Below are 18,776 nucleotides of genomic sequence, written 5' to 3'. Positions count from 1 at the left end.
GGAATTGGTAGACGCACTAGGTTCAGGTCCTAGCGCCCGCAAGGGTGTGGAAGTTCGAGTCTTCTCTTGGGCACCAACAGTTTCAACGGCTCCGATGATGTTTATATCGTAGTCGAGCAGCAAAACAATTTAAGTTTTATGCCCAGGTGGCGGAATTGGTAGACGCACTAGGTTCAGGTCCTAGCGCCCGCAAGGGTGTGGAAGTTCGAGTCTTCTCTTGGGCACCAATAAACCCCCGTTGATTTATGATCAACGGGGGTTTTGCATTTCCTCCCCTTCTCAGCGCGAAGCCATCTCTTCGCCAGCGCGCGGATCCAGCGAGGCGAACATAAAGCTGGACAACATGGTCAAGGCGCCCATGATGGCGAAAGCCCATGCGAAGTCGACCACGGTCAAGCGCGCATGTCCCTGCAACAGACTCACCCCCTGCACGACGAAGGCCCCCACCGTCACCCCCAAACCCGCCGCCAGTTGCTGCGCCACCCCGGAAAGACTGGTGGCATGACTCATGCCGGCCGGCTCGACCTCGGCAAAAGAGATCGCGTTCAGGCTGGTGAACTGCAAGGAGCGAAGACAGCCGCCCAGCACGAAGACCAGCAACATCCAGACATAGCTCGGCGCCTCGTAGAACAACGCGTATGCGGCGATGGAAAGACCCGCGAGCACGCTATTGGCCATCAAGACCCGGCGAAAACCGTAGCGCCGCAAGATGCGCATCACCAAGGTCTTCATGAAGATGGCGCCCACCGCGGTGGAACAGGTCAACAAGCCGGAGACAAAGGGATTAAGGCCCAGACCCAATTGCAGCATCAGCGGCAGCAAAAAAGGCGTGGCGCCAATGCCGACGCGGAACACGAAACCTCCCACCACGCCGGCATGAAAGGTCGACAGCCGCAGCAAGGACAAATCCAGCAAGGGATGAGCCGTGCGACGGTAATGCAGCAGATAAAGCCACAGCAAGCCCACGCCTGTCGCCGCCAGCACGACGGACCATTGCGCCGAGACCAAATGCTTGCCCTCGGAGGCCAGGCCAAGCATCAGCAAGGACAGGCCCACGCCGCTCAGGGCAAAGCCCAGCCAGTCCAGCGGCGGCACGTGTTCGTCTTTCAAGTCTTCGATATGACGCCTTGCCAGCACCCAGCCGAGCACACCGATCGGGATATTGATCAAGAATATCCAGCGCCAATGCAGATAGGTGCTGATGAAACCGCCCAAGGGCGGTCCAATCACCGGCCCCAGCAAGGCGGGCACCGTCAGATAGCTGAGTGCCCGCACCAAGTCCGCTTTCGCTGTGGTGCGCAGAATCACCAAGCGCCCCACCGGCACCATCATCGCTCCGCCTATGCCCTGCACAAAGCGCGCCAACACAAAGCCGCCCAATGTATTGCTGAGCGCGCACAATACGGAACCCGCGACGAAAACGGCGATGGCGGCGCGAAAAATACGCCGCGAGCCGAAACGGTCCGCCATCCAACCGCTGATAGGAATGAACACGGCCAGACTGACCAGATAAGACGTCAGCGCCAATTTCAAGCCAATTGGATCCACCAATAGATCGCGCGCGATCTCCGGCAAAGAGGTGGAAATCACGGTGGCGTCCATGTTCTCCATGAACAAAGCGGTGGCCACGATCAACGGGGTCACCATGCCCGCGGCAAGCTTGAGCTGCATGACGATCAAACTTCTGGAAATGGAAACAGCAGTGTAGCACCCGCCGCCGCAGGAACGACGGACCCGGGCCGCGCAAATGATGTCGAAAGGTGAAGCGGACTTGCTCAAGCCTCCGGCAGGCAAAACAGACGCCGTCCCTCCCGCGCGCTCTTCTCCCCCAACTCCAGCAAGGCCATCACCTGACACGCCTCCCGCGCCGTCACCGGGTTGGCGCCCAAGCCCCGCGCGGCAAGCGCCACCGCCCGGTAATAATCTCGATAATCGCCCGAAGGGGACGGCCGAGTTTCGCTGAGGGCTTCATCGTCCCGCTGACGGTACAAGACGCCGGGCGCAAGGTCCGCGCCCCAACCCGTTTCGCCAGGGCGGCCGCCACGCTTCAAATAGTCTTCCTGGCTGTCCAAGCCGAATTTGACGTAACTGGCGAGCCCGCCGTGCAAACTAAAGCGCGGAGCGCCGCCGCTAACCAGGCAAGAGGCATGCAAGACCGCCTGACACTCCCCATATCCCAGCTGAACGTGAAAGTAATCCGTCGCCTGCGCGCCGAGCCTTTGCTTGGACAAGCTCGCATAAATCGTCTGCGGCCAGCCCAGCAACTGCAGAACCTGATCCAGCAGATGCGGCCCCAGGTCGTACCACAGCCCCGCGCCCGGCTGGTCCTGTTCGCGCCAGCGCGCGCGCACCTGCGGCCGGTAACGATCGAAGTGGGACTCGAAATGGCTGAGCGGCCCCAACTCGCCGCTGGCCAGCAAGGCCTTGAGCGCCAGAAAGTCCGCGTCCCAGCGCCGATTGTGGAATACCGACAACAGCGGGCCGCCCGGCCGCTCCGCCATCAGGCACAACTCCCTCGCCTCCGCCTGCGTCACCGTGAACGGCTTGTCCACCACCACGTGCTTGCCGGCCTTCAAGCTCGCGCGCGCCTGCGGATAATGCAGTTGGTTGGGACTGGCGATAACGAGCATATCGATAGCCGGATCGGCCAGAGCCCGCTCCAAATCGGCCAGTACCGGCACTTGCGGCCAATCGGCCCGCACCGCGTCTGGCCGGCTGCTGACCACGGCCGCCAGCCGCAACTCGGGCACCGCGGCGATCAAGGGCGCGTGAAAAGTCTTGCCGGCGTAGCCGTAGCCCACCAAGGCGACATTCAATGGCTGCATTTATATTGCCTTCGGAAACTAGAATCCAAACAGTCTACGCCCGCCGCGGGCATGAAAAAACCCGCCTTGCAGGCGGGTTTCCGTCGATGGGTCGAATCGGGCTTACAGACCGAAAGGATGACGCATCACGATGGTTTCTTCGCGGTCCGGACCGGTGGAGATAATGTCCACCGGCGCGCCGCACACTTCGGCGATACGGGTCAGATAAGCCTGAGCGTTGGCCGGCAGGTCTTCCCAGCGCTTGGCGCCGAACGTGCTTTCGGTCCAGCCCGGCATGGTTTCATAAACCGGCACGCACTGGCTGACCGCGTCGGAACCAAACGGCAGGATGTCCACTTTCTCGCCGTCCAGGGTATAGCCCACGCACAGCTTGATCTCTTCCAGGCCGTCCATCACGTCCAGTTTAGTCACGCACAGACCGGACACGCCGTTGATCTGGATAGAGCGCTTGAGCGCGGCGGCGTCGAACCAGCCACAGCGACGCGGACGGCCGGTCACCGAGCCGAACTCGTTGCCGCGCTTGGCCAGGAACATGCCGATCTCGTTTTCCTGCTCGGTCGGGAACGGACCGGAACCCACGCGGGTGGTGTAGCCCTTAACGATGCCCAGCACGTAGTTGAGCATTTGCGGAGCCACGCCGGCGCCCGGCGCTGCGGCGCCGGCCACGCAGTTGGACGACGTCACGTACGGATAAGTGCCGTGGTCGATGTCCAGCAGCGTGCCTTGCGCGCCTTCGAACAGCAGCGGAATGCCCGCCTGGTTCATGTCGTACAGGGTGCGGGACACATCGGCCACCATGGGCTTGATGCGCTCGGCCAGTTTCAGGGTGTCGGCCAGGATGACGTCGAAACTCACCGGCTCGGCCTGGAACAGCTGGGTCAGCATGAAGTTGTAGTATTCGACGTTTTCCTTCAGCTTCTCGGCAAAGCGGGCGGTATCGAACAGGTCGATCACCTTCAAGGCGCGGCGCGCCACCTTGTCTTCATAGCAGGGGCCGATGCCGCGGCCGGTGGTGCCGATCTTGCCTGCGCCCTTGGCGGCTTCGCGCGCCTGGTCCAGAGCGACGTGATAAGGCAGGATCAGCGGGCAGCCTTCGGAAATCTTCAGGCGGGCGGCGACATTCACGCCGGCGGTTTCCAGCTCGTCGATCTCTTTGAGCAAGGCTTCCGGAGACAACACCACGCCATTGCCGATGAAGCACTCGACATCGTCGCGCAGAATGCCGGACGGAATCAGGCGCAGCACGGTTTTCTTGCCGCCCACCACCAGAGTGTGGCCCGCGTTGTGGCCGCCCTGGAAGCGAACCACGGCACGCGCGTGGTCGGTCAGCCAGTCAACGATCTTGCCCTTGCCTTCATCACCCCACTGGGTACCGATCACGACAACGTTCTTGGACATTGGAAAAAACCTCTTCTTCAGTCAGATTCAAAAATCAGTTAAATGAAACCACATGCCAATCCGAGCCGTCCGAAGTCAGCTCGCGATCGCAATTCAAGGCCTGGGCGGACTCGCCCAGGTAATCAATCACCACCATTTCGCCCGCTGCGCGCAGACGGGCCACTTCAGCCCGCGCCTGCGGCCAGTGCCTGGCGGCCAGGCGGATGCCCCTGACCGAGCCTTGCTCCGGCAGGATGCGGATCAGGTCGCGCAAATCCAGGCTGAAGCCGGTGGCCGGCCGGGCGCGACCGAAACGACGACCCACATTGTCGTAGCGGCCGCCGCGCGCCAGCTCTTCGGCCCAGCCCTCAGCATAGGCGGCGAACAGCAGGCCGTTGTGATACTGCGTGCCGCGCAGTTCGGTCAGGTCGAAGCTCAGGGCCACCCTACCCTCCAGCGCCTTGGCCACAGCGGACAGCTGCATCAGGCCCAGCTCCACCTCGGGCAAGGACGGCAGACGGGAACGCGCCCGGTCCAGCTCCTCGATCGGACCATAGAGCTCCGGCAAAGCCAGAAAAGCGCTGCGGTACGGTTCAGCCACATCGCGGACCAACTCGCGGATGCTGGCCACGTCCTTGCTCTGCAGCTTGGCGAACAACGCCCGGCTGGCCTCCGCCGACAAACCGGCGGCGGAAGCGATGCCGCGATAAATCGCCATATGGCCGATGTCCAGCCGCAGACCGGACACGCCGGCGCGCTCCAAGGCGCCCAGCATCAACTCAATGATTTCCAGGTCGGCCTCGATGCCGGCGTAGCCGTACAGCTCCGCCCCCACTTGCAGCGGCTCGCGAGAGCCGGCCAGGCCGTCCGGCCGGGTATGCACCACGCTGCCGGCGTAGCACAGCCGAGTCACGCCGGTGCGCTCGCCGAGCAAGTGCGCGTCTATGCGCGACACTTGGGGCGTGATGTCGGCGCGCAAGCCCATTTGCCGGCCGGACAACTGATCGTCCAGCTTGAAGGTCTTGAGCTCGAGCGAAGCGTCTTCCTCGCTGACCAGCGAATCGATGTACTCGATCAGCGGCGGCAGCACCAACTCGTAGCCCGCCACGCGAAAGCCTTCCAGCATCGCCGCCTTGGCGGACTCCACCTGGCGCGCGGTGGCGGGCAGAATATCCGCGATGTATTCCGGTAACAGCCAATTACGCATGATTCTTTTCAACAGAATAAAAGGCGGGAAGCGTCCCGCCTTGTTATCAGCAAACTGGCCAGGTCGCCCCGGCCAGTGTTCCATACTCGATTGTCTTGCGCGGCGTCTTCCGCCAGCCTTGGCCGCTTACTTGGCCTTGGCCGCTCCCGACTGCGGGTTCTTGAAGTACTTGAAGAACTCGCTGCTCGGCTCCAGCACCAGGACGTCGCTCTTGTTCTTGAACGACTCCTTGTACGCGTCCATGCTGCGCCAGAAAGCGTAGAAGTCCGGGTTCTTGCCGTAAGCCTCGGCGTAAATCGCCGCCGCCTTCGCATCGCCCTTACCCTTCAGCTCCTGAGCCTGACGATACGCTTCGGCCAGCACCACTTCGCGCTGCTTGTCCGCTTCCGCGCGGATGCGTTCCGCGTCCGCGGCGCCCTCGCTGCGCAACTGGCTGGCGACGGTGCGGCGCTCGGACTGCATGCGATCGAAGACCGAACTGCTTATTTTATCCGGAAAATCGACTCGTTTTAAGCGCACGTCGAGAATTTGTACGCCTATTTTACGCGCATCCGCGTCCGCGCGCTTGCGAACCGTATCCATCACCTGATCGCGCTTGCCGGAAATGACGTCGGCAACCATCTTTTGGCCGAATTCCGCGCGCAACCCGTCATTGATGGTCTGTTTCAAACGCGCCACAGCGGCGGCCTCAGAACCCACGCTCTTGTAAAACTGCTCAACGTCCACCACGCGCCATTTGACGAAGCTGTCCACCAACACGTTCTTTTTCTCGCGGGTGTTGAACAGTTCCGGCGCCTCGGCGTCGATGGTCTGCACGCGGCGGTCGAAGTAACGCACGTTCTGCAGCAGCGGCACCTTGAACTGAATGCCCGGCTCCTTGATGATGCGCACCACTTCGCCAAACTGGAAAACCAGCGCGTATTGGCGCTGATCCACGGTGAACAGCGACAGGCTGGCAACAAATAGCACACCGGCTATGGCAACTACAGTCGGAATCAGTCTATCCATTGCTTATCGCTCCGCCCCAAAAAAATCACGCCCGCGGGTCACGTCCCGCCCCCCTTTGGCATTGCCGGCCTGAGCGGCCGGCGCAGCCGGCTCCGTCTGCTGCGGAACCGCGCTGGCGGCGGGCGCCGCCGCGCCGGAAGCGCCCGGATTGCTCTGCTGGATCAGCTTGTCCAAAGGCAGGTACAAGAGATTGTTGCCGCCCTTCTGGTCCACCACCACCTTGGTGGTGCTGCTCATGATCTGCTGCATCATGTCCAGATACAGACGATCGCGCATGACCTTGGGCGCTTTGTTGTATTCAGACAACACTTGCTTGAAGCGCGAAGCGTCGCCTTCCGCGCGGGAAACGACTTTCTGCTCGTAGGCTTCGGCCTCCTGCTGCAGGCGCGCGGCCAGACCCTGGGCCTTGGGCAGCACCTCGTTGGCGTAAGCCAGGCCTTCGTTGCGCAGCTTGTCCTTGTCCTGACCGGCCTTCACCGCGTCGTCGAAGGCCGCCAGCACTTGCTCGGGCGGCTGCACCGCGTTGATGTTGACCTTGGCGATGCGCACGCCCAGCGAATAACGATCCAGCACTTCCTGAATCAGTTTCTGGGTTTCCACCGCGATCTGCGTCCGCCCTTCGTTCAACACGAAGTCGACCTTGTTGCGGCCCACCACTTCGCGAATCGCGGTTTCGGTCGCCTGCTTGACGATGTCCTTGGCGTCCCGCTCGCGCGAGGCGTTGTTGAACAGGAAGGCGCGCGCGTCCTTGATGTCGTATTGCACCGACAATTGGACGTCGATGATGTTCTGGTCCGAAGTCAGCATCAGCGACTCTTCCGCCACTCGCGTCTGGGCGGTGTTGCGGTAGCCCACTTCCACGCTGCGCACTTCGGTCAGGTTGACGATCTCCACCTTTTCAATCGGGAACGGCGCGTGCCATTGCAGGCCCGGCTCGGTCACCCGGTTGAAGCTGCCCAGGCGCAGCACCACGCCTTGCTCGCGCGCGTCCACCACGTAGAAACCGCTGGCCAGCCACAAGGCCGCCAATACGCCCACCACGGCGATGGCGCCGCCCTTGAACGGCGGTTTGACGCCGGACACGGGACTGCCGCCGGCGCCGCTGCCTTTGGCGCCCAGCAGCCGCGACAGCTTCTGATTTAGGTTGCGGAATACTTCATCGAGGTCCGGCGGCCCTTCATTGCCTCGGCGGCCTCGGTTAGGGTCATTCTGCGACATGCTCGTAATAGTCTTTATGGTTGTTTTGGGAAGGATGCACGCATTCGGCAATCGCCGCGCGCAAGAGTTCCAAGCCGGCCCCGGTCAGGGCCGAAACCCGCACCGAAACCGGACGGCCCGCCGCGTCGCGCTCGATCTCCGGCTCCATCTCGCGCAGATCGCATTTGTTCCAGACCAGCAGCTGCGGAATGCCGTCCGCGCCGATCTCGGCCAACACCTTGTTGACCTCCTCGATCTGCACGTCGCGCATATCGCTGGAGCCATCCACCACGTGCAGCAGGAGATCCGCGCGCACGGTTTCCTCCAGAGTGGCGCGAAACGCGGCCACCAGGGTGTGCGGCAGATCGCGGATAAAGCCCACAGTATCCGAAATCACGATGGATGTCTGGTGATTGAGGAACAGCTTGCGGCTGGTGGTGTCCAGCGTGGCAAACAATTGGTCCGCCGCGTAGATGCGCGCCTTGGTCAGCGCGTTGAACAAGGTGGACTTGCCCGCGTTGGTGTAACCGACGATGGACACCGAGGCGATGCCGGCCCGGCCGCGCCCCTTGCGCTGGGTATTGCGCTGCTTTTGCACCTGGGCCAGCCGCTCTTTCAGCGCCTTGACGCGGATGCCGAGCAGCCGGCGGTCGGTTTCGAGCTGGGTTTCGCCGGGGCCGCGCAAGCCTATGCCGCCCTTCTGGCGCTCCAAGTGGGTCCAGCCCCGCACCAGGCGGGTGGACATGTGCGACAGCTGGGCCAGTTCGACTTGCAGCTTGCCTTCGTGACTGCGCGCGCGCTGGGCGAAGATGTCCAGGATCAGGCTGTTGCGGTCGATGACGCGACACTGCAGCGCCCGCTCCAGATTACGCTCCTGGCCAGGCGCCAAAGCATGGTTGAATATCACTACATTGGCATCGGTGGCGCGCACCAGCAGGCCGATTTCCTCGACCTTGCCCTTGCCCGCGAACAGCGCGGCGTCCGGGCGCTGCCGCTTGCCCTGCACCACGCCCATCACCTCTACGCCGGCGCTCTTGACCAGCTCGGCGCACTCGGCGATGCTTTCCTGGTAATCGGCATCTCCAAAATCCAGGCAGACCAGAACCGCCTGGTCGCCTAAGTCGGGACGATCAAACACTATTCGGAAACCATAGTTGGGGCACAAAAGATAAAAGGCCGACAAGCCGCGCCGGTTTGGCGCGGCCGATCGGCCCGGTCACAAGCACAGCAACGCTTTAGGCGTCTTGCTGCTCCTGCTTTTGCACCGGGTGTTCATGGGGAAGATTGACCGGACGGGCGGGCACGACGGTGGAAATGGCGTGTTTGTACACCATCTGAGTCACCGTGTTTTTCAACAGCACCACGTACTGGTCAAAGGATTCTACCTGACCCTGAAGTTTAATACCGTTGACCAGGTAGATGGACACCGGCACATGTTCCTTACGCAGGATGTTCAGGAACGGGTCTTGTAACATTTGCCCTTTAGAGCTCATTCGTTATTCTCCGAATCGTTGATTGTTGTATTAACTGAACCTTACAGCCCGGTTGTCTGCTTATTATTAGCAGAAAACATCCCGGCGTACTATTTTTTACTGCTGCTGCCCTTGCCGCTCTTGCCGTAACGCACTTCTTTTTCGCGTCCGCGCATCTTGGACATCGGCTTGGGCTTGGCTCGGGACTTCTCCTTGCCGTCGTCGGTGTCGAACGGATTCTCCGAAGACTTGTACTGTACGCGCAGCGGCGTGCCCTGCAGCTTGAACACTTTCCGGAAGGTATGTTCCAGATAGCGGGTATAACTGTTCGGCACCGCATCCAGCGCATTGCCGTGCACCACGATGATGGGCGGGTTCTGGCCGCCTTGGTGCGCATAGCGCATTTTCGGGCGGATCAGACCGGAGCGCGGCGGCTGCTGGCGCTCCAGCGCCACTTGCAGCACCCGGGTCAGCTTGGGCGTGGCCAGCTTGGCCATGGCCGCCCGGTAGGCCTCGTCGATGGACTTGAACAAGTCTGCCACGCCGCGGCCTTCAATGGCGGAGATGTAATGGAACTTTGCAAAATCCAGGAAGTTCAGCTTGCGCGCGATCTCGCGGCGCACCGTTTCCTTTTGCTCCCCGTCCAGGTTGTCCCATTTGTTCACCGCCACCACCAGCGCCCGGCCCGCTTCCAACGCGAAACCCGCGATGGTGGCGTCTTGCTCGGAAATGTCCAGTTGAGCGTCCAGCACCAGCACCGCCACGTTGGCGTCTTCGATCGCCTTCATGGTCTTGATCACCGAGAACTTCTCAAGCATCTCGCTGACCTTGGCCCGGCGACGCACGCCCGCGGTGTCAATGATGGTGTAGGTATGGCCATCTCGCTCAAAATCAATATATATGCTGTCGCGAGTGGTGCCGGCCTGGTCGAAGGCGATGACGCGCTCCTCGCCCAGGATGGCGTTGACCAGGGTGGACTTGCCGACGTTGGGCCGGCCGATCACCGCGAACTTGGGATGGCGCGAGGCTTCTTCTTCCACTTCTTCCGGGAAGTCCGCCAGCACCAGTTCCATCAATTCGCGCACGCCGTCGCCATGGGCGGCGGAGATCACCAGCGGCTCGCCCAGCGCGAGTTCGTGGAACTCGGCGCCGGCGATGGCGTGCCGCATGCCTTCCGCCTTGTTGACGGCGAGGAAGACCGGACGCTGCAGCTGGCGCAGACGATTGGCGATGATTTTGTCTTGCGGCGTCAGGCCGTTGCGGCCGTCCACCAGGAACACCACGGCATCGGCTTCGTCCACGGCCTGCAGCGTCTGCTTGGCCATTTCGAACAGAATGCCTTCGTCCACCACCGGCTCGAAACCGCCGGTATCGACCACAAGATACGGCTTTTCGCCCACGCGGCCATGGCCATAGTGGCGATCGCGCGTCAGGCCGGGCTGGTCGGCGACCAGGGCGTCGCGGCTGCGGGTCAGCCGGTTGAATAAGGTCGACTTGCCCACATTGGGGCGGCCGACCAGAGCTACGGTAGGTTTCATGAGTACTGCTTTATTATCCCAAAGTCAGCATCGCCAGACGGCCGTCCTTGCCTTGCATCAAGGCGGACGAACCCAGCGACACCGGTTGATTGGTCAGGGCGGGCCCGACCTTGACTCGGCCCACGATGCTGCCGCTCTCATTGGATAGCAGATGGGCGTAACCTTCGCCATCTCCCACCAGCACAAAGCGGCCCAACAGAGCGGGGCCGGTGACGTCCCGATATTTCAGGTCGTCGGTTTTCCAAATATTGCGGCCGGTGCCGCGATCAAACGCCCAGACCGAACCGTCTTCCGCGCTGACGTAGACATTGCGGCCGTCCACGGCCAGGCCGCGGCTGGACGAGATTTCGCGCGCCCACAACAGATTGCCGGAACGCGCTTCGAAGCAGGCCACGCGCCCCTGATAGGCGACCGCGCACACCTGACCGGCGTCGAAGACCGGCCGCGAAGTCACGTCGGTCATCCGTTCCAGTTCGGTGGCGCCGCGGGGGTTGGCCACCGCGCCCTGCCACAAAGCGTTGCCGGTTTGCGGGTTGACGATGTCCAGGCGGCCGCCGGCCTGCCCCACCATCACCGCCTCCTTGCCCACCGCCTGCATCGAGCCGTTGTTGCGCACGGTCAGCTGCGGCAGCACATTGCCGCTGGACCACAGCTGCTTGCCGCCTTCGCTCAGAGAGAAGCCGGTCAGGCGCGCGTCGTTGGTGCGCACCAGCACCATATCGCCGGCCACTTGCGGCGCCTCCAGCATCAAGCTGGTCAGCGGCTGCTGCCACAGCACTTTGCCGCTGGCGCGCTCCACCGCCAGCAACTTGGCGTCCTGGGTGCCCACCAGCACCATGTCGCCGGCCACGGCGACGCCGGCGCTCAGCTTGCGCTTCAGATCCACGTCCGCGCTAACGCGGCCGCTGAGGGCGTCGATGCTGCGCACGCGGCCGTCGGCGTCGGCGCTCACCACCAGGCCGTTGGCGTAGACCGGCAGGAAGCCGGCGGCTGGCGCGGCCTGTCCCATCGTCCATTTGACCTCCAGCCCTTGCAAGGGCTTGATCGCGACGAGCGGGGTGGGCTTGAACTGGGTATTGCTTTCAAACCAGCTGGCGCAGCCGGCCAGTAAGGAGGAGGACAGCACAGCGGTCAGCAACAATTGGCGGCGCATGCGATCAGCCTCCCAGCGCGTCGAGTTTGGTCTGGATGAACTGGCGATTCGGGGAATCGCCCACCAGTTTGGCCAAAGCGGATTTATAGGCGTCGCGCGCGGCGGCGGCGTCGCCCTTGGCGACCAACACGTCGCCCTTCAAATCCAGGAACAGCGCGTCGAAGCCGGCCGGATGCGCCTTGTTCAGTTCGGCGATCGCCGCATCGTAGGTTTTCTGGTCCAGCAACAGGGAGGCCAGACGCAGTCGGGCGATGGCGCTTACCGATTCGTCCTTGCTATTGGCCAGCACCCATTCCAGCTGGCTCTTGGCCAGCGCGAGCTCGTTCTTGTCGAAGGCGGCCTTGGCCAGAATCAGCGAGCCGCGGGTGGCGTAGGCCGAAGAGCCGAAGTCGTTCTGCAACAGCGTCACCGCGGACTTCAGCTTGGCGATGTCCTTGGACGCCACCGCCGCGTCGATGTTCTCGTAAGCGGCCGCGGCTTTCTGCGCCTGCTGCTCCTGGTAATAGCGGTAGCCCTTGAAGCCCAGATAGGCAATGGCGGACGCCGCCAGCACGCCGGCGATCAGCTTGCCCCACTGCTGCCAGAAGGCTTTGATCGAATCAATCTGTTCCTGTTCCTGCAAGTCGAACGCCATTGCGCCCCTCTCCCTTAAGCTTTCAGTGAGATCAGCGTGGCGGCCACCGCTTCCGCCGCCACAGTGTGTTGGTCCATCTCGGCGCGCAGCGCCTTGATCACCGCCTGACCCGTTTTTATTTCATCTTCGCCGACGATGACGGCGAACTGCGCGCCGCAGCCGTCGGCTTTTTTCATTTGCGACTTAAAGCTGCCTTCGCCCAAGTGCTGCACCACCGACAGGCCGGCGGCGCGCAAAGTCTGCGCCAGCTTCATCGCGTACAGCCCCGCGCCCTCGCCCTGGTTCACCAGGTAGACGTCGACGCTGCGTTGCGCCGGCAAGAGCTGCTTGTCCTGCAATAGCAGCACCACGCGCTCCAGGCCCATGCCGAAGCCGATGCCGGCCGCGGGCTTGCCGCCCAGTTGCTCAATCAGGCCGTCATAGCGGCCGCCGGCGCAAATCGTGCCTTGGGCGCCCAGCTCGCTGGTCACCCATTCGAACACCGACTGGTTGTAGTAGTCGAGCCCGCGCACCAGACGCGGATTCTCCACGAAGTCGACGCCCAGTTCGCGGATCATCGCCTTCCAGCCTTCGTAATGCGCGCGAGACGCCTCGCCCAGGTAGTCGGACAGCTTGGGCGCTTCGTCGGCCATCTGCTGCAGCGCCGGGTTCTTGGTATCCAGCACCCGCAGCGGATTGCTGTACATCCGGCGCTTGCCGTCTTCGTCCAGGATGTCCACATGCCGTTCCAGATAGGCGATCAGCGCCTGACGGTGCGCGGCGCGCTCTTCCTGGTTGCCCAGAGAATTGATTTCCAGGCGCACATACTGGGACAGGCCCAGGCGACGCCACAGATCGGCGGTCATCGCGATGATTTCGGCGTCGATATCCGGACCGGCGAAGCCCAGCGCTTCCACGCCCATCTGGTGGAACTGACGATAGCGGCCCTTCTGCGGACGCTCATGGCGGAACATCGGCCCCATGTACCACAGTTTCTGGGTGGCATTGTACAGAAGGTTGTGCTCGACCACCGCGCGCAGGGTGCCGGCGGTACCTTCGGGGCGCAGCGTCAGGCTGTCGCCGTTCAGGCTGTCGATGAAGGTGTACATCTCCTTCTCCACCACGTCGGTGACTTCGCCGATGGCGCGGACGAACAGCGGCGTGGTTTCGACGATGGGGGTGCGGATATTCTGATAGCCGTAGTCGGCCAGCAGTTCGCGCAGCTTGCCTTCAAAGAACTCCCACTGATAGGACTCGGCCGGCAGCACGTCATTCATGCCTTTGACCGCTTGATATTTTTGAGCCATTGCTTGTTTTCTTGTGTATCGCTTGAATCAGTGCCCGGTCATTGCGCCAAACGCGCTCAAACGCCTACCGGACGAATCGGAATGGTGCGGCTTCCGCCCTCGCGACGCTTGGCGCCGCCTTCGCCGTAACGGCTTTGCACATAGCGATCAACCAAGGCCGTGAACTCGGAGGCGATGTTGTCGCCCTTGAGGGTAACATCCTTTTGACCGTCGACGTAAACCGGCGCCACCGGCACTTCGCCGGTGCCGGGCAGCGAGATGCCGATATCGGCCAGCTTGCTCTCCCCCGGGCCGTTGACCACGCAGCCCATCACCGCCACCTTCATGTCTTCCACGCCCGGGTATTGCAAACGCCATACCGGCATCTGCGTGCGCAGATACGTCTGAATCTGATCCGCCAGCTCCTGGAAGAAGGTGCTGGTGGTGCGGCCGCAGCCCGGACAAGCGGTCACCAGCGGGGTAAAGCTGCGCAGGCCCATGGTCTGCAGCAACTCCTGCGCCACCACCACTTCCTTGGTGCGCGCCTCGCCCGGCTGCGGCGTCAGCGAGATGCGGATGGTGTCGCCTATGCCTTGCTGCAGCAAGATCGCCAGCGCGGCGCTGGAGGCGACGATGCCCTTGGAGCCCATGCCGGCCTCGGTCAGGCCCAGGTGCAGCGGGAAATCGCAGCGGCTGCCCAGATCGCGGTACACGGTGATCAGGTCCTGCACATTGCTGACTTTGCAGGACAGCAGGATCTGCTCGGCCGGCAGCCCCAGTTCCATCGCCTTGTCGGCGGACTCCAGCGCGGACACGATCAAGGCTTCGCGCATCAGCCGCTCCAAGGGCAGCGGCTGGGCGACGCGGTTGTTGGCGTCCATCATCCTGGCCAGCAAAGCCTGATCCAGGCTGCCCCAGTTGACGCCGATGCGCACCGGCTTGCCGTATTCGATGGCGGTGCGGATCATGAAGGCGAATTTGTCGTCGCCCTTGGCGCCCTTGCCCACATTGCCCGGATTGATCCGGTATTTGGCCAGCGCGCGCGCGCAATCGGGATATTCCTTCAGCAGGCGATCGCCGTTGAAATGGAAATCGCCGACCAAGGGAACGGCACAGCCGGCATCGTCCAGCCGTTGGCGGATTTCCGCCACCTTGGCCGCCGCCTCCGGCGAGTTGACGGTGATTCGCACCAGTTCCGAGCCGGCTTCCGCCAGCTCCAGCACTTGCCGCACCGTGGCCGCCGCGTCCGCGGTGTCGGTGTTGGTCATGGACTGCACCACCACCGGAGCGTCCGATCCTACAATGACATGCCCCACCCTAGCCTGCAGGGTGGGGCGTCGCGCGATGTTCACGCTATCCATTCGCTACCTTGAATTACTTGAGTTCCAGCTTTGCCGTGGTGCCGCGGATCTTGTCCGTGAGGTCCACCGCTTGGCCATTGAAATTCACCGCCACTTGCGAGGCGTTGCCGATCACCAGTTTGAACGGCGGCGTGCCGACCGCTTCCTGGGTGCTGCCCGGCTGCAAGGTCTGGAACACCAGCTTCTTGCCGGTGGCGTCCACCACCGACACCCAGGCTTCCGCCTCCTTGACCGTCAACACCAGCTTGCCGCTGGCCGCCGCCACGGCGGCGCTGGCCTGCGGTTTGGCGAGCGGCGGCACCGACAGGACCGGGGCGCTGGCCACGCTGGCCGCCTTGACCGGCTGCGGCGCGGAGGCCGGAGCGGGCGCAGGAGCGACAGCCGGCGCCGAGGCGGGCGTCTCCGCGACGAAGGCGGCGGGAGCGGAAGCCTCGCCCGTCGGCGCCGAAGACAGTTCGGTCGCCATGGCTGCGGACGCGTCCGCGGCCGCCCGGCCTTCGCCGCCACGGCTGCTGGCCAGCCACGCCACGCCGCCGCCCAGCGCCGCCACCACCAGCAAGCCTACGATCCATTTACCGGAAGATCCGCCCTCGTCCGACGCAGGCGTCTCGCCGGAATGCCCGGGCGCCTCGTGCGCGCCGTCGCGCACCAGATTGGCCACGTCGTTGACCGCGGAAGGAAACTGCCTGTCCAACGCATGCATCAACGGTTCGGGGTCAATCTGCAAAAAGCGGGCGTAATTACGGACAAAGCCGCGCACGAAGGTCGCGCCCGGCAAGATTGTGAAATCGTCGCGTTCTATCGCCTCCAGCTGCCGCATCGACAGTTTCAGCCTATCCGCGACTTCCCCCAAGCCCATGCCTGCCGCCTCTCGGGCGGCTTTCAGCCGGGCGCCGACGCTGGAACCCGTCGGTTGTCCCTGTTGTTCGAATTGTTGCTCCATCCTCAGCTTCCACTCAACAGCAGTTGTGTTTCTTTGGAATCCGGATAGCGGTTCTTGAGCGCGACGGAACATTCGCTCTCCAACGCCCTGTTGCCGCTTTTGCGCCCGATCTGCACGCCAAGCCACAGGTCGTCGGCTTGCAGCGCCGCGCCCTTGCCCATCCGTTCGAAATAGAAAGCAGCCAATTTGGCATTACCCAGCCCAAGATGCAACTGTGCTAATTCCCGCAACGCGGGCGCGAAATTGGGCGCGGCGCGCAGCGCCGCCAGCAAGTAATCATTGGCCTGCTCTTGATTGCCGGCCTTGGCGCTGCAATGCCCCAGGTTCAAATAAGCCGTCTGAGGCGAATCATACAGCGGGTTGGCCAGCGCTTTCTGAAAATAGGACAAAGAATCCTGCAGCCGGTTTCGGTCGCACAGAAACAAACCGTAATTATTGTTCGCTTCCGGGCTGTTTGGATCCAGTTGCAGGGCTTTGCGGTAATTGGCTTCGGCGGGCCCTTCTTCGCGCAGCTGGGTCAAAACATAGGCTCGGGACACATAGGCCGGGACATAGGCCGGGTCCGCGGCGACGGCCAAATCCGCCGTTTCCAGCGCCACTTTGTAGTTGCCGATCTTGGCGTATTCGATCGCCAGCTGGCTGCGTATCGTCGCCAGCTCGCGCGACGTTTCGGGATCGGCGGCAAATGCGGTTGAACTCACAGCCATCCATAAGCAGGCCATCAACCCCATTTGCCGTATCGTCATTGCTTATTGTCCTCTACGAGCTGCATCCATTTGGCTTGACGGCGGGTTTTGTCCATCACCTGGCCGGCCAGCTGGCCACAGGCGGCGTCGATGTCGTCGCCGCGCGTTTTCCGCACCGTCACCACGTAACCGCGCTCCTGCAGAATTTCGCGGAACGCTCGAATCGCATTATTGCTGGAACGCTCGTAACCCGAGTTCGGGAACGGATTGAACGGTATCAGATTGAACTTGCACGGCACGTCTCGCACCAGTTCCAGCAGTTGGCGAGCATGTTCCGGCCTATCGTTGACACCGTCAAGCATCACGTACTCGAAAGTGATGAAGTCGCGCGGCGCCTTTTCCAGATAGCGCTGACAGGCCGCCATCAGCTGCGCCAGCGGGTATTTCTTGTTTATAGGCACAATCACGTCGCGAATGGCGTCATTGGGCGCGTGCAGCGACACCGCCAGCGCCACCGGGCATTCTTCGCGCAGTCTGTCCATCTGCGGCACCAGGCCGGAAGTGGACAGGGTCACGCGTCTGCGGGACAGGCCGTAGCCGTGGTCATCCAGCATGATCTGCATCGCGCTGACCACATTGTCGAAGTTGGCCAGCGGCTCGCCCATGCCCATCATCACCACATTGGACACCACGCGTTCGTTCTTGGGCGTCACGCCCATCGCCTTATTGGCCCACCACAGCTGACCGATGATTTCCGCGGTGGACAGATTGCGGTTGAAGCCTTGGCGGCCGGTGGAGCAGAACGTGCACTCCAGCGCACAGCCTACCTGGGATGACACGCACAAGGTGCCGCGCTCATCCTCGGGGATGAAGACGGTTTCGACGCCGTTGCCGGTGCCTACGTCGAGCAGCCACTTGCGGGTGCCATCACTGGACGCCTGCCCGGTCATCAGCGAGGGGACCTTCACTTCGGCGCGCTCATGCAGCTTGGCGCGCAGGCTCTTGGCCAGATCGGTCATCGCGTCGAAGTCGGCTTCCGCCATCTGGTGCATCCAGCGCATCACTTGCTTGGCGCGAAACGGTTTCTCGCCCATTTCGGCGAAATGCCGGGTCAGCTGGTCCAGATTGAAGTCGAGCAGGTTGGTTTTCATGCATTCCTCGGGATAAAGCAAAGGCGGTGTGGACGACCGCCTTTTAGACGGAGCCCGTCCATGACGACGGGCTCCGCAAACAACGGAGTACTCTTTAGAGATTAGCGGGCGCTGATCTCGGATGCAGCAAAGAAATAAGCCACTTCGATCGCGGCGTTTTCCGCGCTGTCGGAACCATGAACGGCGTTGGCGTCGATGGAGTCGGCGAAATCGGCGCGGATGGTGCCGGCTTCAGCCTTCTTCGGATCGGTCGCGCCCATCAGTTCGCGGTTTTTCAGCACGGCGTTCTCGCCTTCCAGCGCCTGGATCATCACCGGGCCGGACACCATGAAGTCAACCAGGTCCTTGAAGAACGGACGTTCTTTGTGCACGGCGTAGAAGCCTTCGGCTTCGGCGCGGGACAGTTGCTTCATCTTGGCGGCCACGATTTTCAGGCCGGCGGATTCGAAACGATCGTAGATTTTGCCGATGACGTTTTTACCAACGGCGTCCGGCTTAACGATGGACAAGGTGCGTTCAATTGCCATATAAATTCTCCCAAACATCAAGACAAGTGGCTAAACTTGAGTATTATGCAGCCACTCGGGTTACCCAATTTTGACGAACCCGATATTTTAGCAGTGTTTTCAACCATGTGCTGCACATTTCTCAAGTCTCACGGACCATGCGCGAACAAAATCAACAAGACCCCGACAAGACCGGCGGCGAGGCCGAACTCAACAGCAAACTGAAAAAGCGTTTGCTGATCGCCGGCGGCCTGGTCGCCGTGGCGCTGGCCGCCATTCCGCTGACCGACAGTTTCAACAAACCCAAGGTGGAAATGACCGCCAGCAGCCAGAGCCCCAGCTCCGGCAAGATCATCAAGCCCGCCTCCGCCCCGGCGGAAGCGCCGCCGGCGCCCGCGCCCGCCAGCGCGCCGACGGCGGAAAGCAGCGCGCCCGCGACGGAGCCCGCCGGCG

At 62.5% G+C, this 18,776-nt stretch carries 17 protein-coding genes, 1 tRNA gene and 1 pseudogene; 2 read left to right on the top strand and 17 right to left on the bottom strand.

Annotation, left to right across the window (positions count from 1 at the left end):
• The first annotated feature begins 140 nt into the window (after positions 1 to 140).
• A tRNA-Leu gene (locus tag NK214_RS23470) sits at positions 141 to 227 on the top strand.
• Positions 228 to 279: 52 nt separating this feature from the next.
• Here NK214_RS23470 and NK214_RS23465 read toward each other — a convergent pair.
• The 17 genes from NK214_RS23465 to ndk all read right to left on the bottom strand — a co-directional run bounded on the left by NK214_RS23465 (position 280) and on the right by ndk (position 18,344).
• Positions 280 to 1,671 (bottom strand): MFS transporter, encoded by a 1,392-nt coding sequence (locus tag NK214_RS23465; RefSeq protein WP_253315653.1) that lies wholly within the window; start codon positions 1,669 to 1,671, stop codon positions 280 to 282.
• A gap of 104 nt (positions 1,672 to 1,775) precedes the next feature.
• Positions 1,776 to 2,825 carry an oxidoreductase gene (locus NK214_RS23460; RefSeq protein WP_253315652.1) on the bottom strand — a complete coding sequence of 350 codons (1,050 nt, stop codon included), beginning with the start codon at positions 2,823 to 2,825 and terminating at the stop codon, positions 1,776 to 1,778.
• 102 nt (positions 2,826 to 2,927) lie between these two features.
• The gene (locus NK214_RS23455; RefSeq protein ID WP_107798564.1) at positions 2,928 to 4,223 is read right to left on the bottom strand and encodes an adenylosuccinate synthase; all 1,296 of its coding nucleotides are present in this window, start codon (positions 4,221 to 4,223) and stop codon (positions 2,928 to 2,930) included.
• A 34-nt stretch (positions 4,224 to 4,257) separates the two neighbouring features.
• On the bottom strand, positions 4,258 to 5,409 hold the full coding sequence (locus tag NK214_RS23450; RefSeq protein ID WP_253315651.1) for an ATP phosphoribosyltransferase regulatory subunit: 1,152 nt from the start codon (positions 5,407 to 5,409) through the stop codon (positions 4,258 to 4,260).
• Positions 5,410 to 5,535: 126 nt separating this feature from the next.
• Positions 5,536 to 6,417: a protease modulator HflC gene (gene hflC / locus NK214_RS23445; protein WP_081547400.1), complete on the bottom strand. Its 882-nt coding sequence runs from the start codon at positions 6,415 to 6,417 to the stop codon at positions 5,536 to 5,538.
• A gap of 3 nt (positions 6,418 to 6,420) precedes the next feature.
• The gene (hflK, locus tag NK214_RS23440) at positions 6,421 to 7,635 is read right to left on the bottom strand and encodes an FtsH protease activity modulator HflK (protein ID WP_253315650.1); all 1,215 of its coding nucleotides are present in this window, start codon (positions 7,633 to 7,635) and stop codon (positions 6,421 to 6,423) included.
• A complete protein-coding gene (gene hflX / locus NK214_RS23435) occupies positions 7,622 to 8,752 on the bottom strand; it encodes a ribosome rescue GTPase HflX (RefSeq protein ID WP_253315649.1) in 1,131 nt (376 codons plus the stop codon). The genes hflK and hflX overlap by 14 nt, the downstream gene beginning before the upstream one ends.
• A gap of 97 nt (positions 8,753 to 8,849) precedes the next feature.
• The gene (gene hfq, locus NK214_RS23430) at positions 8,850 to 9,107 is read right to left on the bottom strand and encodes an RNA chaperone Hfq (protein ID WP_039756760.1); all 258 of its coding nucleotides are present in this window, start codon (positions 9,105 to 9,107) and stop codon (positions 8,850 to 8,852) included.
• 89 nt (positions 9,108 to 9,196) lie between these two features.
• Positions 9,197 to 10,624 carry a ribosome biogenesis GTPase Der gene (gene der / locus NK214_RS23425; protein WP_107798560.1) on the bottom strand — a complete coding sequence of 476 codons (1,428 nt, stop codon included), beginning with the start codon at positions 10,622 to 10,624 and terminating at the stop codon, positions 9,197 to 9,199.
• A 13-nt stretch (positions 10,625 to 10,637) separates the two neighbouring features.
• Entirely contained in the window at positions 10,638 to 11,777 is a 1,140-nt protein-coding gene (bamB, locus tag NK214_RS23420) for an outer membrane protein assembly factor BamB (RefSeq protein ID WP_253315648.1), read from the bottom strand.
• Positions 11,778 to 11,781: 4 nt separating this feature from the next.
• A complete protein-coding gene (locus tag NK214_RS23415; protein WP_107798558.1) occupies positions 11,782 to 12,411 on the bottom strand; it encodes a tetratricopeptide repeat protein in 630 nt (209 codons plus the stop codon).
• Positions 12,412 to 12,425: 14 nt separating this feature from the next.
• A complete protein-coding gene (hisS, locus tag NK214_RS23410; RefSeq protein WP_107798557.1) occupies positions 12,426 to 13,697 on the bottom strand; it encodes a histidine--tRNA ligase in 1,272 nt (423 codons plus the stop codon).
• A gap of 56 nt (positions 13,698 to 13,753) precedes the next feature.
• Positions 13,754 to 15,037: a flavodoxin-dependent (E)-4-hydroxy-3-methylbut-2-enyl-diphosphate synthase gene (gene ispG / locus NK214_RS23405; protein WP_107798556.1), complete on the bottom strand. Its 1,284-nt coding sequence runs from the start codon at positions 15,035 to 15,037 to the stop codon at positions 13,754 to 13,756.
• A 13-nt stretch (positions 15,038 to 15,050) separates the two neighbouring features.
• Complete coding sequence (locus NK214_RS23400; protein WP_253315647.1) at positions 15,051 to 15,980, bottom strand: helix-turn-helix domain-containing protein; 930 nt, start codon at positions 15,978 to 15,980, stop codon at positions 15,051 to 15,053.
• A gap of 2 nt (positions 15,981 to 15,982) precedes the next feature.
• On the bottom strand, positions 15,983 to 16,726 hold the full coding sequence (pilW, locus tag NK214_RS23395) for a type IV pilus biogenesis/stability protein PilW (protein ID WP_253315646.1): 744 nt from the start codon (positions 16,724 to 16,726) through the stop codon (positions 15,983 to 15,985).
• Positions 16,723 to 17,817: a 23S rRNA (adenine(2503)-C(2))-methyltransferase RlmN gene (rlmN, locus tag NK214_RS23390; protein WP_019104100.1), complete on the bottom strand. Its 1,095-nt coding sequence runs from the start codon at positions 17,815 to 17,817 to the stop codon at positions 16,723 to 16,725. The genes pilW and rlmN overlap by 4 nt, the downstream gene beginning before the upstream one ends.
• Before the next feature lie 101 nt (positions 17,818 to 17,918).
• A complete protein-coding gene (ndk, locus tag NK214_RS23385; RefSeq protein WP_107798554.1) occupies positions 17,919 to 18,344 on the bottom strand; it encodes a nucleoside-diphosphate kinase in 426 nt (141 codons plus the stop codon).
• Positions 18,345 to 18,481: 137 nt separating this feature from the next.
• Between ndk and NK214_RS23380 the strand changes: the two are divergent.
• Positions 18,482 to 18,776: pseudogene (locus NK214_RS23380) on the top strand (SPOR domain-containing protein); the annotation flags it as partial.

This window comes from Chromobacterium sp. S0633 (assembly GCF_024158805.1).
GTDB lineage: Bacteria > Pseudomonadota > Gammaproteobacteria > Burkholderiales > Chromobacteriaceae > Chromobacterium.
This window is presented reverse-complemented; position numbering and strand designations above follow the sequence as displayed.